General features: G+C 58.1%; 11 protein-coding genes. 6 read left to right on the top strand and 5 right to left on the bottom strand.

The window, feature by feature from the left end; genetic code table 11:
- Positions 1-189: 189 nt before the first annotated feature.
- The 3 genes from ACSQ3J_RS10130 to ACSQ3J_RS10120 form a co-directional block, all read right to left on the bottom strand.
- Positions 190-2751, bottom strand: a complete 2562-nt coding sequence (locus tag ACSQ3J_RS10130) for a GcvT family protein (protein WP_060506178.1) — start codon at positions 2749-2751, stop codon at positions 190-192.
- Between the two features lie 229 nt (positions 2752-2980).
- Positions 2981-5473 carry a mechanosensitive ion channel domain-containing protein gene (locus ACSQ3J_RS10125; RefSeq protein ID WP_436039235.1) on the bottom strand — a complete coding sequence of 831 codons (2493 nt, stop codon included), beginning with the start codon at positions 5471-5473 and terminating at the stop codon, positions 2981-2983.
- A 162-nt stretch (positions 5474-5635) separates the two neighbouring features.
- Positions 5636-6196 carry a DUF924 family protein gene (locus tag ACSQ3J_RS10120; protein ID WP_060506176.1) on the bottom strand — a complete coding sequence of 187 codons (561 nt, stop codon included), beginning with the start codon at positions 6194-6196 and terminating at the stop codon, positions 5636-5638.
- 339 nt (positions 6197-6535) lie between these two features.
- Between ACSQ3J_RS10120 and ACSQ3J_RS10115 the strand changes: the two genes are divergently transcribed.
- The 6 genes from ACSQ3J_RS10115 to ACSQ3J_RS10090 all read left to right on the top strand — a co-directional run bounded on the left by ACSQ3J_RS10115 (position 6536) and on the right by ACSQ3J_RS10090 (position 13139).
- Positions 6536-6823 (top strand): hypothetical protein, encoded by a 288-nt coding sequence (locus tag ACSQ3J_RS10115; RefSeq protein WP_436039062.1) that lies wholly within the window; start codon positions 6536-6538, stop codon positions 6821-6823.
- Between the two features lie 194 nt (positions 6824-7017).
- Complete coding sequence (locus ACSQ3J_RS10110) at positions 7018-8043, top strand: sulfate ABC transporter substrate-binding protein (protein ID WP_436039061.1); 1026 nt, start codon at positions 7018-7020, stop codon at positions 8041-8043.
- Between the two features lie 6 nt (positions 8044-8049).
- Positions 8050-8907 carry a sulfate ABC transporter permease subunit CysT gene (gene cysT / locus ACSQ3J_RS10105; protein WP_060506173.1) on the top strand — a complete coding sequence of 286 codons (858 nt, stop codon included), beginning with the start codon at positions 8050-8052 and terminating at the stop codon, positions 8905-8907.
- Complete coding sequence (cysW, locus tag ACSQ3J_RS10100; RefSeq protein WP_060506172.1) at positions 8897-9781, top strand: sulfate ABC transporter permease subunit CysW; 885 nt, start codon at positions 8897-8899, stop codon at positions 9779-9781. Before cysT ends, cysW begins: the two co-directional genes overlap by 11 nt.
- 14 nt (positions 9782-9795) lie before the next feature.
- A complete protein-coding gene (locus ACSQ3J_RS10095) occupies positions 9796-10833 on the top strand; it encodes a sulfate/molybdate ABC transporter ATP-binding protein (RefSeq protein WP_436039060.1) in 1038 nt (345 codons plus the stop codon).
- Positions 10834-11087: 254 nt separating this feature from the next.
- On the top strand, positions 11088-13139 hold the full coding sequence (locus tag ACSQ3J_RS10090) for an acyltransferase family protein (protein WP_156393894.1): 2052 nt from the start codon (positions 11088-11090) through the stop codon (positions 13137-13139).
- Here ACSQ3J_RS10090 and ACSQ3J_RS10085 read toward each other — a convergent pair.
- On the bottom strand, positions 13129-13368 hold the full coding sequence (locus ACSQ3J_RS10085; RefSeq protein WP_060506169.1) for a DUF6894 family protein: 240 nt from the start codon (positions 13366-13368) through the stop codon (positions 13129-13131). The genes ACSQ3J_RS10090 and ACSQ3J_RS10085 overlap by 11 nt on opposite strands.
- Before the next feature lie 462 nt (positions 13369-13830).
- Positions 13831-13995, bottom strand: coding sequence for a hypothetical protein (locus ACSQ3J_RS10080; protein ID WP_156393893.1), 165 nt, complete (start codon positions 13993-13995; stop codon positions 13831-13833).
- Positions 13996-14010: the final 15 nt, after the last annotated feature.

Genomic DNA, 14010 nt, shown 5'->3' with positions numbered 1-14010 from the left:
ACGAGTGAAATTGCATGATAAATATTGCAGGGCGGCTGAATAGGGGCTGAATAGCCTGGATAACCAGCGTTCATCGCAAGCTACACTTTGAATGCAACGGCAATGCGCACCAAAACGCCGGCATGAAAAATGGCGCATCCGTTCAAATGAATAGATGCGCCATATCCAAGTCTTGAAAGCCGACGAAGATCAGCTCTTCGGCTTCAGGTTTTCCGGATCGTAAAGCGGTTTGTAGCCGATCCCGACAACCTCGACCGGATAGGTCTCGGCAAAATACTCGATGTTGAGCTTGCGGCCTTCCTGGCAATAGGCGTGCGGCAGATAGGCGAGTGCGATGTTCTTGCCGATGGTCGGGCCAAACGCGATGGAGGTCGTGTAGGATCGACGGCCGAGTTCATCGATGAGGACTTCGCCGGTTTCCGGATCCATGACCGGCAGATTGCCGAGCGGGTAGCGCTTCACCCCGGCCTTGTCGGTATTTTCGGTCATGACCAGCGTGCAGAGCATGGCGGGCTGATGCGCGCGCGCCTTGTATTCCAGATGCTTCGCCTTGCCACGGAAATCCGCTTCCTTGACCTTGGGGCGGGCAAGGTCCGATTCAATCAGGTTGTATTGGGTGAGAAGGTCGGCGTTCTGCAGACGCAGGCTCTTTTCCATGCGGCGCGAGTTGGCATAGGTCTCGACACCGAAGGCCATGACGCCGGTCGCGCGCAGCGCATCCCAGACCGCAAGGCCGTCCTCATACTTCATATGCAGTTCCCAGCCCTGCTCGCCGACATACGAGATGCGGAAGGCGGTAACCGGCTTGCCGCCGATTTCGATCTGCTTGATCGCGGCAAAGGCGAAGTTTTCCGGATCGAGGCCGGCGGGATCCGCCACGACCTTCTTCAGCGTATCGCGTGCGTTCGGCCCCCAGATGCCGATGGTGATGAATTTCTCGGTCACATCGGTGATCGTAACGTTGAGGCCACGATCTTGCGCAATACGGCGCATATAGTGGAAGTCGCGGGGGCCTGCATCGGCACCGTTGATCAGGCGGCAACGGTCGGCCATGCGGATGACGGTGAAGTCGGCCCGCACCATGCCCTCGTCATCGAGGAAGTGGGTGTAGATGCCCTTGCCGATATTGCCGTCGCCGCCGATTTTCGCAGCGCACAGCCACTCCAGCAGCTCGACATGATCCGGGCCCTCGATATCCACCATGTGGAAATGCGAAAGATTGACGATGCCGCAATCCTCGCTCATCGCCAGATGCTCGGCATTCGAGACTCGCCAAAAGTGGCGGTTGTCCCACTCGTTTTCCCGCACGGGGACCTTGTCGCCATACTTTGCCAAGAGATGCTCATTGGCGGCATAACCGTGGGCACGCTCCCAGCCACCCAGTTCCATGAAGTAGCCACCGAGCTGCTTTTCACGTTCGTAGAACGGCGAGCGCTTGATATTGCGGCCGGTGGCATAGGGCTCGCGATTGTGCACGGCCGGGAAGTAGATCTTTTGCGCGGCTTCGTAAGTGCGGCCCTCAATGAATTTTTCTTCGAGCTGATGCGGGTAGAAGCGAGCATAGTCGATCGAGTTGTGGTCGATCTCGGTGCGTCCGTCCGTCATCCAGTCGGCGATCAACTTGCCGTAACCAGGGCCGTCCTTGACCCAGATGGCGACACAGTACCAGAGCCCCCGCACCTTCTGGCTCTCACCGCAGGATGCGCCACCACCGGCGGACACCTGCAACAGACCATTGAAGGAGTGGCTTTCATTGTAGCCGAGTTCACCGAGGATAGGCGTCAGCTCCATGGCACGCTCGAGCGGCTCAAGAATCTGCTCCATGTCGAGATCGCGCTGCGATGGTGACAGACGCGCCTCATGCTTTTCGAGAATGTCGCGCGGGTGGCAAAGGCGCGGATTGGTGGTTTCGTAATACCCCCATTCGATCTGGCCGCCTTCGGTGGTCTTCGGGTCACCGGTGTCGCGCATATAGGCCGAGTTGCCCTGGTCGCGCAAAAGCGGGAAGCCGATTTCCTTACCTGTACCTTCGAATTCGTTGTAGGGGCCGAAGAAAGTCAGCGGATGGTCGACCGGCATGACCGGCAGGTCTTCGCCAACCATTTCGGCAATGAGGCGTCCCCAGATGCCGGCGCAGACGATGACATGATCTGCCATGATCGTGCCGCGGTGGGTGACGACGCCCTTGATGCGGCCGCCCTCGACGATCAACGACTTGGCCGGCGTGTTGCCATAGACCTGCAGCTTGTCGGATTTTTCGGCAGCATCGACGAGCTTGCCCGCAACCGTCTGTGAGCGCGGCACGACAAGGCCGGCATCCGGATCAAACATGCCGCCCATGACCTGATCTTCCTCGATCAGCGGGAACATTGCCTTGATTTCGGATGGCGAGACATAATGCGCGCGGGTGCCAAAAGCCTTGGCGGAGGAAAGCTTGCGCTTGATCTCTTCCATCCAGGTGTCGTCGCCTGTACGCGCAACTTCGAGGCCGCCGATGCGCGCGTAGTGGCCCATCTTCTCGTAGAAATCGATCGAATATTGGGTCGTCCAGACCGAAAGGAAGTCGTGGCTCGTCGTGTAGCAAAAATCCGACGCATGCGCCGTCGAGCCGATGTCGGTCGGGATGCCCGACTTGTCGATACCCACGATATCGTCCCATCCGCGCTCGATGAGATGGTGGGCGATCGACGCGCCCACGATGCCACCCAAACCGATGATGACGACCTTCGCCTTTTGCGGAAATTCTGCCATTGCCCACGACCCTGATTGAATACTGAAAACGGATTTTAGAGTTTGCGCCGCTGACACTAGAGCCTGTCTACGACATAATCATCATGCTGCACGACCAGAGGCGTCTTGGGCGCAAATCGTAGAGATCCGCGAGCAGGCAGGCTTCACGACGGAGAAGCCCACATCACCGGCACAGTTGCGATGGCTGACACTTGTCAACCATCGCTCTTGTTTCTCTGCAGGTGGGATTTCAATCCTTTTCAGCAGCCCCGTCGATGGTAACCCGCCGGGGCCGCCGCTGCGTTCCACTGCGCTTGAAGGCTTCCACAGGTAGCGGCGTTATCGTGGCAGGGCCAGCATTCTCCGCCTGCAGGGCCGCAGCGTCGGATTCCGGACCTGGCGGCAATGACTCCGGCTCCAGTTCCTCCTTGGGAAAGGGTGCGCCGAGACCTTCCTCTTTGAACCGTTCATAGATCGCCAGCCGGAGATCGTTGCGGACACCGTTGCCGTTGACGATATCCGCCAGGTAGACCCGTAATTCGAAGGTCATGGTCGAATCGCCGAAGGCGGCGAAGACAGCCTGTGGGGCCGGGTTTTTCAACACCAGTTGATGATCGCCGGCAATTTGCAGCAGCGTGTCCATCACCTGCCGCGGCGCGCTGTTATAGCTGACGGTCACCGGGATATCCGACCGGCCAAGCTTGTTCTTGTGCGTCCAGTTGCCAACCGAGGCGTTGATGAACAGCGAGTTCGGCACCATGATCGTCTGACGCTGGAATGTCTCGATCTCGGTTGCGCGAACCGAGATGCGCTTGACGAAACCTTCGGTGGTTCCTGTCACCACCCAGTCTCCCACCTTGAATGGCCGCTCGACAAGAAGGATGAGCCCTGAGACGAAATTGGAAACAATGTTCTGCAGGCCGAAACCAACGCCGAGAGACAGGGCACCGGCGACAAGCGCAAGGTTCGACAGGTCAAACCCTGCCGCTGAAACGCCGATGAGCCCGGCTAGGCCGATTCCGAGATAGCCGATGCCGGTCTTGACGGAGTTTCGCACCCCCGTATCGACGCGGCTGCGCGCCATCACATTGCCGTCGAGCCAACGCTGGAACCAGCGTGTGACGACATATCCACCAGCAAACAGCAGTATCCCGGCCAGGATGCCAACGATCGAGATCTTGATGCTGCCAATGTTGATGTCAGTGAAAATGCGGTACGCCCACGCCTCGATATCGGCGATCTGGAAACCCCATTGCAACATGATCAGCGGAATGAAGAACAGGACCACCAGCATGTAGATGCCTAGTCCAGCGGCCAAACCGGTCTGGTCGAGCGCAACCTGTTCCAGTCCAAACCGCTTTTCGAGATAGCGGCCAACGACCGTATCGGCGAGCGCGTTTTGCTTGGCAACGGCCTTGCCGGTCAGGATGCCAATATACATCGTCACCAGGATGGCGCCGGTGATGACAATCTGGGTGGCGATGAAGCGAGCGAGACCGACGTAGCCCGCCAGTGTCGCGAGGATCAGCGCTATACCGGTCAGAACGAACAGCAGCTTGACCGCTCGTGGCCATGGCCTGCCCTGACCGTCCAGCGTTTCACCTGCCGGAACGATCGGCTTGATCAGCGACATCGCCATGAGGATCAGGCCGATGATGATCGTAGCAATCAGGCTCTTGACGACAGTGAAGACGACGGGCGAACCCATAACCTCGCTGATCGTCCCCGCCACATAGTCCAGCACGTTGACGAGTGCCATGGCAAAGATCGACAAGACCAGCAGGCGGGCCCCATGATCGGAAACCCGCACCAGCCGCCAGGTATTTTGCTTTGGCGCCAGAACCGCGTTTGACAGCGTCGAGACAAACACCAGCACGACGGAAATTGCCAATATAGCCGAGATGATCGGCGCAATATCCGGCCGCAGCACCTTGAAAACCTGAAGGAAAAAATAACTGGTCGCGGCAAAAGCGCCCATTGCCAATGTGGGAATCATCGTCGACCAGAACGCCACCGACAGCCGGGTAATGTAGCCCGGCTCTTCGCTGAGAAGTTCACGATGGATCAATGGAAAAAACAGCTTCCGCATGCCGGCAAGCAGGACAAGTGCTGCACAGAGCGAGAGAAACAAGGCCGACAGCAATTGTAAGCGTTTGAAATTCCAGGCGAACGTCAACCAGCTCCCAACTGTCCGGGTAAAGGCTTGCCGCTCCAGCGAGAGGGAGGCGATCGCATCCATCACCATCGGCCCATTGATGTCGGTGTGCTTAAGAAGGGTATTACTGAACAGCGCGCGCCTGGTGGCCGTAATGCCGTTGGACAGTTTGGTTGCCTGAACCGACAGGTCCTCAGCCGTTCCCGTCAGGGCGTTGATTTCGCCGCGCTCTGCAAGAAGACGCTTGCGCTCCTGCGTAACGACATCCGTCTCCGGCGGCGCGCCTTCCGCTGGCGGATCGCCCAATTCGGCAAGCCGCGCCTTGATTTCGTCTAAGCGCGGACGGGTGGCGACCGATATCGCTATGATCTGCTTGGTCGCCGCATCAACCTCGACCTTCAACTCGGCGAGACGACTATCGTCATCGGCGGCATTTTTTATCTGATCGGCAAGCCTTGCGAGGTTCTTGCGCGCCACTTCCAACTGCTCGGCAGCCTGCGCCTGTGGGCTCGCCACCGCAGCGGCCGGTTGCGGCGCGGGCTTGGCGGCCTGCTCCTGTGCCATGACGGCACCCGATGCGGTAAACATCCACAAACATAGAAAGGCGGCAAAGAGTTTCGACATCATCGGCAATTACATATCCCTTTTCCGGCAGACGCACCCTGAAACAGAATCAGGACGCGGCGCGGACAGTTTGGCGCTCCATAAGCCGGCCCGCGGCCAGATGCAAAATCGGCTTTCCCCGAGAAGTTAAAAACTTGACCCGGGTTGAGAGAGAAACGTCACTTCCGCCGGCGTAGACACACGTCCCAAAATCGCGTTGCGGTGTGGGAACCGGCCAAACTGGCGGATAACCTCGCGGTGACGAATGGCATAATCCAGATAATTGGCATCACCCAGATCGGTGAAAAGCGCCACCGATCGCGTCTGATCGACAAGGTTTTCAGAATGTTCGAACGGAAGATAGAGAAAGACGCACTGATCAACGGAGAGGCCCCGATCCGCTCCCGCCTCGAGCGCGAGTGATGCCTCCCGCAAGGCCAGACCGTCGGTCGCGAAGGCCAGCGGTGTTCCTCTATACATGTTGCGCGGCATCTGATCGAACAGAACGATGGTGGCAAGCCGGGCCATCGGCGTGGCACGCCATTCCGGCGGTACCCCGCGCGCCAATTCCCGATGCGTCAACCGGAAACGCTGTTCGCATTGGCTATCGAGTGCCGGATGTGGCTTGAACCAGTCCTGCGGTTGCAACTCGCCGAACCAGAACGACAGGACATCTTCCGGTGCGCATATATCGACGGCGTCCGCCATAGTTTCTTTCCTTATTCAATCCCGCACCAGCGCTGCGAGACGTTATCGCTCGGCTATCGTGCTGGCGGCCTGTTTCACATGCAATTTCGGCGTTACCACGGCGAATAACACCTTCGCGCGCATTTGCCATGACATCTCTCCTGAGAACCCACTGTTCGATGTTGCCAATTTACGAGCATTCATTTGCGGGCATTCAGGGAGCCTCGCCTGTCACCCGTGAGATCCGGTGTACCGGTCTCGCAGTAAATAGGCAGCCTGAATGCACTGGCTGGAAAATCAGTACAGAAACGTTATGTCAAAGACGGAAGGGATCCGGTGATCCCGGTTGGGAGTTCGACAATGAAAAAAATGATCGTTGCGGCCCTTGCCGCCCTGTTTCTTGCATCCTGCGTCGAGACGCAATCCTACGATGGATCCTATCGCGGACCGGAGCCGATCCCCGGCAGCATTACCTATGGCGGCCAGCCTCGTACCAAGCTCAGGAAAGCGCCGGTCGGCAGCACCCTGCACAACAACTTCTACGGCCCTTACGGCGAGCGGATCGAAGAGACCTACGTGGTCATGCCCGACCGGTCGCTCAAGCTGGTCGCGCGGCGCCGAGGCTTCATCGGCTTCCCGTATGATTGACGTTTCTAGATCGGCGCTGGCGTGGTAACGTCGTTTCGCGAAGGCGCTCATCATGGCCATTTTGAGGCAAATGATTTCGATATTGGCCCCTGCCGAGGGCAGGACTTTCTCCGGCTGATCTAGGAAAAGGAAAGTTCTGCGTTATAATATTCCACCTAATGAATAGAGTATACCTGCTAACAACGGAGGTAGGCATGCGAGCGAAACAACTCACGAGATTCATTACGGTGGCACTTCTCGCCTCCAGCATCCAGATCGGCGGGCTCGGCGTTGCTTTTGCCGATACGACCATTCTCAATGTCTCCTACGACCCGACGCGCGAACTCTACAAGGATTTCAATGCGGCTTTCGCTGAAAAGTGGAAGGCGGATACGGGCGAGACGGTGACGATTCAGGCGTCACATGGCGGATCGGGCAAGCAGGCCCGCGCGGTGATCGACGGACTGGAGGCTGACGTGGTGACGTTGGCGCTCGAAGCCGATATCGATGCCATCGCCAAGGAAACAGGTAAGATTCCGGCGGACTGGAAGACCAAATTCGGCAACAACAGCGCGCCTTATACGTCGACCATCGTCTTCCTCGTGCGCAAGGGCAACCCGAAGGGCATCAAGGACTGGGGTGATCTGGTCAAGGATGATATCCAGGTTATCACGCCGAATCCGAAGACTTCGGGTGGTGCCCGCTGGAACTTCTTGGCGGCCTGGGCCTGGGCGCGTGCCGCCAATGGTGGCGACGATGCCAAGGCACAGGAATATGTGACGCAACTCTTCAAGCATGTCCCGGTCCTCGACACCGGCGCACGTGGCTCGACCACGACCTTCGTACAGCGTGGCCTTGGCGACGTTCTGCTTGCCTGGGAAAATGAGGCCTATCTCTCTCTCGAAGAGCTCGGCCCGGACAATTTCGACATCATTACGCCATCCATCTCGATCAAGGCTGAACCGCCGGTGGCGCTGGTCGATGGCAATGTCGATGCCAAGGGCACGCGCAAAGTGGCGGAAGCCTATCTGCAGTACCTCTATTCGGATGTCGGCCAGAAGATTGCGGCAAAACATTACTATCGCCCCTTCAAGCCGGAAGTCGCCGATCCGAATGACATCAAGCGATTTGCCGATGTGAAGCTCGTCACTATTGACGAATTCGGCGGATGGAAGGAAGCTCAGCCAAAATATTTTGGGGACGGTGGACTGTTTGACCAGATCTACAAGCCGGGGCAATAAAACTACATGACCGCACGCACAGCTCCGCTGTGGCAATTCAGGCAGCCGAGCGTCATTCCGGGATTCGGATTGGCGCTCGGCGTTACTTTGTCATGGCTCATACTCATCATTCTCATTCCTCTATCCGGCCTTGCCTGGCGCTCCAGCGCATTGGGTTGGGGTACATTCTGGACACTCGCCACGGACCAGCGCACGATCAACGCGCTACGCATCAGTTTCGGCACCGCTTTTGTCGCGGCCCTTATCAATGTCGTCTTCGGTGTCATCCTTGCCTGGGTGCTGGTGCGCTACCGGTTTCCGGGCAAGCGTGTCATCGACGCCATGGTCGACCTGCCCTTCGCATTGCCCACCGCCGTTGCCGGTATCGCGCTGACAACACTTTACGCTCCGAACGGCTGGATCGGCAGTCTTCTGACACCGCTCGGCATCAAGATCGCTTTCACGCCCATCGGCATTGTCTTCGCGCTCGTCTTCGTCGGCTTGCCCTTCGTCGTCAGAACCGTGCAGCCGATCATGGAAGAAATCGACAAGGAAGTGGAAGAGGCCGCAGCAACGCTGGGCGCCAATCGCTTCCAGACCATCAGCCGCGTGCTTCTGCCGGGCCTTGCGCCAGCGGTGTTGACCGGATTTGCGTTGGCTTTTGCCCGTGGCGTCGGTGAATACGGCTCGGTCATCTTCATCGCGGGCAACCTGCCCTACGTTTCGGAAATCGCCCCTCTCTTGATCGTCATTCGCTTGGAAGAATTCAACTATCCGGCCGCAACCGCCATCGCCGCCGTCATGCTGATCATCTCGTTTGCCATGCTGCTGATCATCAACATGATCCAGGCCTGGAGCAGAAAGAGGTACGGTTATGGCGCATGATGCTACAACCACCGGCACCGGAAACACTGAACTGGTCCGGGTCGCCACCTCCGAAAGCCGGTTTGCGCGTTACGGCCTGATCGGCATCGCGCTCTGTTTCGTCGCGCTGTTTCTCGTTTTGCCGCTCGCAGCGGTGTTTACGGAAGCCATGCGCAACGGCCCCGGCGAATTTTTCACCGTATTGTCGGACCCGGAAACCTTTGCAGCGATCGAGTTGACGCTGCTCGTAGCCGTCATCGCCGTGCCGCTCAATCTGGTTTTCGGCGTTGCCGCAGCCTGGGCGATTGCCAAATTCGAATTCAAGGGCAAGGCGTTCCTCACCACCCTGATCGACCTGCCCTTCTCGGTTTCGCCGGTCATCTCCGGTCTGGTCTTCGTCCTCCTGTTCGGCTCCCACAGCCTGCTTGGACCATGGCTGCAAAGCCACGGCATACAAATCCTGTTTGCTGTTCCCGGCATCGTGCTTGCGACAGTGTTCGTCACCTTCCCCTTCGTTGCCCGAGAGCTGATCCCGCTGATGCAGGAACAGGGAACCAGCGACGAGGAAGCAGCCCTGTCACTCGGTGCAAGCGGCTGGCAGACCTTCTGGTATGTCACGCTACCCAACATCAAATGGGGCCTGCTTTATGGTGTCCTGCTCTGCAACGCCCGGGCGATGGGCGAGTTCGGCGCAGTCTCCGTCGTTTCCGGACATATCCGCGGACTGACCAACACCATGCCGCTGCAGGTGGAAATTCTCTACAATGAATATAATTTCGTTGCTGCCTTTGCCGTTGCAACGCTTCTCGCCCTGCTGGCGCTCCTCACCCTCGTTCTGAAGTCGCTGCTTGAAATGAAGTACAGCGCCCAGATCGCGGCGAGCCGTCGGCACTGAAAGGTCAAGTCCATATGGAAGTTCGCGTTCAAAACATACGCAAGGAATTCAGCCGCTTTCCGGCGCTGAACGACGTCTCGCTCGATATCCGTTCGGGCGAATTGATTGCCCTGCTTGGGCCCTCCGGCTCCGGTAAGACGACGCTGCTGCGGCTGATTGCAGGCCTGGAAAGCCCGACCGAAGGCACCGTCTATTTCGGCAACGAAGATGCGTCTCGCAAGACTGTCCAGCAGCGCAATATCGGTTTCGTGTTCCAGCACTATGCCCTGTTCCGCCACATGACTGTGCTCGACAATGTCTCCTTCGGCCTGACGATCCGCCCGGCCGGCCGCCGGCCCTCCAAAGATGAGATCCGCAAGCGCGCGCTCGAACTGCTCGACCTCGTTCAACTCAGCGGCCTTGAAAAACGCTATCCGGCTCAGCTATCAGGCGGCCAGCGCCAGCGCGTAGCACTCGCCCGTGCGATGGCGGTGGAACCCAATGTCCTTTTGCTTGACGAGCCCTTTGGTGCACTCGACGCGCAGGTGCGCAAGGAGTTGCGCCGCTGGCTGCGCGAAATCCATGACCGCACCGGCCATACGACGGTTTTCGTCACCCATGATCAGGATGAGGCATTGGAACTCGCCGACCGCGTCGTCGTGATGAGCAAGGGCAAGATCGAACAGATCGGCACACCGGACGAAATCTACGACACACCGAATTCACCCTTCGTCTTCGGCTTTATCGGCCAGTCCAACATCCTGCCCGTGCGGGTCGAAAACGGCCAGCTCTGGATCAAGGAGCATTCGATCGGCGTGAGTGCACTGGGTGAGGCTGACGGTCCGGCCCAGCTCTATTTCCGCCCGCATGATATCGAACTTCTCGATGGTAACGGTGGCTGCATCGCGGGTCTCGTCGCCATGACCCGCCGCGTTGCCGGAACACGTCATGTCGAACTCGACATCGGCGCCGCCAACAGCAAGGTCGAGATCGAACTGCCGCCAGAAAAAGTCACATCCGACCATTCGCGCATCGCTTTCCGGCCGACACGCTGGAAACTGTTCCGCGACTGAAGACGACAAATCTGGCGGGGCCTGCAGCAGCAAAGTCCCGCCAGTTTTAGCAGCAACTGCTCTTAGGCACCTGCCGCAGGGATTTAACGCCACAGCGAGAGGCACCCAGCGGCGCCTAGTGCTGCCTAAAAGCCTCTCCTGCTAACATATGTTCTTGGTTTTTCATTCTTTTTCGAAAGACGGACTTGATCCTTGCCATCAAGCAGTCGCATCCTGCGAAACCATCCAGCATTTGGATCTCGCCGGGGCCAGCCATGAACTATCGCCGCGAAATCGACGGGCTCAGATCCGTCGCTGTTATACCTGTGGTGCTATTTCATGCCGGTTTTCAACAGTTCAGTGGCGGCTTTGTCGGCGTCGATATTTTCTTCGTCATCAGCGGGTATCTGATCACTTCGATCATCATCGCAGAACGCGACAAGGGACATTTCTCGCTGCTCAAATTCTACGAGCGCCGCGCTCGCCGCATCCTGCCCGTGCTGTTTTTCGTACTTTTATGCTGCCTGCCGTTCGCCTGGGTGTGGATGCTGCCAGAGCAGATGGCAAGCTTTGCCCGCAGCATCATCGCCGTCTGCCTGTTCGCCTCCAATTTCTTTTTCTGGCACCAAAGCGGCGGCTATTTCGCGGCCGCATCGGAAGAACAGCCGCTGCTGCACACCTGGAGCCTTGCCGTTGAGGAGCAGTATTACATGCTGTTCCCGCTGTTTGTCATGGCGCTGTGGCGTTTCGGACGGCGGGCACTGATCATCGCCATCAGCGCCGTGGCCCTGGCCAGCCTCCTGCTTGCCCAATACGGCTCGATCAATTTCGAGACGGCCAATTTCTACCTGCCGAACACGCGCGCCTGGGAACTACTGGCGGGCTCGCTCTGCGCCTTCCTGCTGACTGGCGGCAAACAGTACAGGAGCAACACCCTGTCGCTCGCCGGACTGGCCATCATCATCTTCTCCATCTTCGATTATGATCAGACGACGCCTTTTCCCTCACTCTATGCACTCGTCCCCGTTATGGGTGCGGTCCTGATCATCCTCTTTGGCGCGCAAGGCACCCTGACCGCGCGGCTGCTCTCGACCCGCCCGATGGTGGGCATCGGGTTGATCAGCTACAGCCTCTATCTCTGGCACCAGCCGGTTTTTGCTTTCGCGCGTATCCGCAGCATCACGGAACCATCGCTGGTTCTGATGAGTTTCCTCGCCCTTGCTTCCATTGGCCTCGCCTACCTGTCCTGGCGGTTTGTCGAAACGCCGTTCCGCGCCACAGGAACGGCGCGGCTTCTGCCGACACCCGCCCGCATTCTCACTACCAGCGGTATCGCGGCATTGCTTTTCATAAGCATCGGTTTCTACGGCACATCAAGCAACGGCCTGCAGTTTCGCCTGCCGCAAGCCGCGCTGACAGCCCTTGCCGAGCAGGAACATCACGATCCCGTCATGGATACCTGCCTGTTCGATAAGGGCGAAGCCTCCCTGCCCCATCCTGTCCGGCAATGCCTGACCAAACACTCGGCCAGCAGCAAGACGATCCTGATCGGCGATTCGCATGCCGGCGCCCTTGGCGGCGAAGCTCTGCGCAGCTTTGATGCGGCCAATATCGATCTCTATGTGATGGCGCATTCAGCCTGTGTCGGCTTTTCCGGGTTCTACGTATCCAATCCGAAATACAAGTTTCGCTGCAACCCGTTTTTCACTGGCATCGAGGATTACATCCGCACGAGCGGCATGCAAACCATCATCATGGCCAGCCGCTGGAGCCTCTATGTCGAGGGAACGCCCTTTGACAATGGTGAAGGTGGCATCGAATCGCTACAACCCACTTATGTCGATCTGTTCGACCGGCTTGATGAACAGGCCAAGCAGGATGACCCGGCGCGCAAGGCGCGGGTGCTGAAGCAATATGTGGCAGACATCCAAGCCTATCTCGCCACCGGCCATAACGTCGTGCTCGTCTACCCCCTCCCGGAGGCCGGATGGAACGTTCCGGACGTCGTTGCAAAAAGCGCGATGTCCGGTGTCAGCAATCTCGAATTCAGCACAAGCTACGATCGCTACCAGCAACGAAACGGTGCAGTCATCGCAGCCTTCGATGCGCTCTCCCATCCCAACCTGTTCCGCGTGCGCCCCGCCGATACCTTCTGCAACAGCTTCATCAAGGATCGCTGCATCAACAGCCTGAGTGCGGAGAAGGTATTTTATATCGACGATGATCACCCGTCCGCTTCAGGGGCGCAGCTCGTTGTTCCGGCGATACTGAAAGCCGTACAGGCAATCGAAGCAGAAAATACCGGAACCGCGGCGTTCACCCGGTAGACCACAGGATTTGCAATTCCAGCTTCATCCTGACGACTGGCCTGTGATCGGCATTGAGCACCTCGATCTCCAGAGCCTTGACCGGATCCTCCGGCAATCCGTCGAGAGCCATTTCAGCCAGTACGATCTTGGCCTGGCGGATCGCTGCGGTGAGATCCGGAAAATCGAAAGCATCATCGGCCGGAATTGTGCCGTCATTGTCGATTACCTTGAAGTAGAACGCGGCCATAGCATTTTCCCTTGTCTGGGGAAAAAGCATGAAAACGCAAAAGGTTGCCTGACGAAAAAAACTATCGGGGCGGCGGCACACATGTCTTAGTGAATAGCGCCAAACTCAAATCGCGCTACACTGCAGGCATCACGGCCACGCTTTCAGCAATGACCGTACCCGGACAGCAGGTCCATCCTCAAAGGAGGAACAACAATGGCATATTTCAATCCGCAGGCCGATGCGCTTTGCAGTGAGGATATCGACGCGCTGCGGCAGGTTTTCGAGCAGTTTTGCAAAACGCATCAGACCACGGGCTCAGACGCGGACATGCAAATCTGTGCCGCTGCCATTGTCCGGCTCTATCAGAGTGGAGAACGCGACCCCGCGGCTTTGACCAGAGCGTGTGAGGCAGCCCTGCGGCGGGATTTTGCAATCGGGGCATAAGGCTGGGCGAGCCCTCAATAATGCTAGGCTTCCGACCTATTTCGTCTCCTCGGCAGCATTTTCCGGTGCGACCGTCAGTGGGTCGGGTGGCACGGTGCTATTGGCACCTTCGTTTGGCGAGAAATACTGAACGGCGAGGATACTCAGGATCGAACCGACAATCAGTGCAATGACAGCAATCATAAGCGTGCGCGAGGTCATGACGATCCCCGCGCC

It is taken from the genome of Rhizobium sp. LjRoot98, from assembly GCF_964252935.1.
GTDB lineage: Bacteria > Pseudomonadota > Alphaproteobacteria > Rhizobiales > Rhizobiaceae > Pararhizobium.
This window is presented reverse-complemented; position numbering and strand designations above follow the sequence as displayed.

Bases quoted from the DNA above. Each gene is read 5' to 3' on its own strand.
- ACSQ3J_RS10125 (WP_436039235.1), bottom strand. From the start codon at position 5,473: ATGTTTACCGCATCGGGTGCCGTCATGGCACAGGAGCAGGCCGCCAAG.
- cysT (WP_060506173.1), top strand. From the start codon at position 8,050: ATGACCGCACGCACAGCTCCGCTGTGGCAATTCAGGCAGCCGAGCGTC.
- ACSQ3J_RS10115 (WP_436039062.1), top strand. From the start codon at position 6,536: ATGAAAAAAATGATCGTTGCGGCCCTTGCCGCCCTGTTTCTTGCATCC.
- ACSQ3J_RS10130 (WP_060506178.1), bottom strand. From the start codon at position 2,751: ATGGCAGAATTTCCGCAAAAGGCGAAGGTCGTCATCATCGGTTTGGGT.
- ACSQ3J_RS10080 (WP_156393893.1), bottom strand. From the start codon at position 13,995: ATGACCTCGCGCACGCTTATGATTGCTGTCATTGCACTGATTGTCGGT.
- ACSQ3J_RS10085 (WP_060506169.1), bottom strand. From the start codon at position 13,368: ATGGCCGCGTTCTACTTCAAGGTAATCGACAATGACGGCACAATTCCG.
- ACSQ3J_RS10120 (WP_060506176.1), bottom strand. From the start codon at position 6,196: ATGGCGGACGCCGTCGATATATGCGCACCGGAAGATGTCCTGTCGTTC.
- ACSQ3J_RS10090 (WP_156393894.1), top strand. From the start codon at position 11,088: ATGAACTATCGCCGCGAAATCGACGGGCTCAGATCCGTCGCTGTTATA.
- cysW (WP_060506172.1), top strand. From the start codon at position 8,897: ATGGCGCATGATGCTACAACCACCGGCACCGGAAACACTGAACTGGTC.
- ACSQ3J_RS10095 (WP_436039060.1), top strand. From the start codon at position 9,796: ATGGAAGTTCGCGTTCAAAACATACGCAAGGAATTCAGCCGCTTTCCG.
- ACSQ3J_RS10110 (WP_436039061.1), top strand. From the start codon at position 7,018: ATGCGAGCGAAACAACTCACGAGATTCATTACGGTGGCACTTCTCGCC.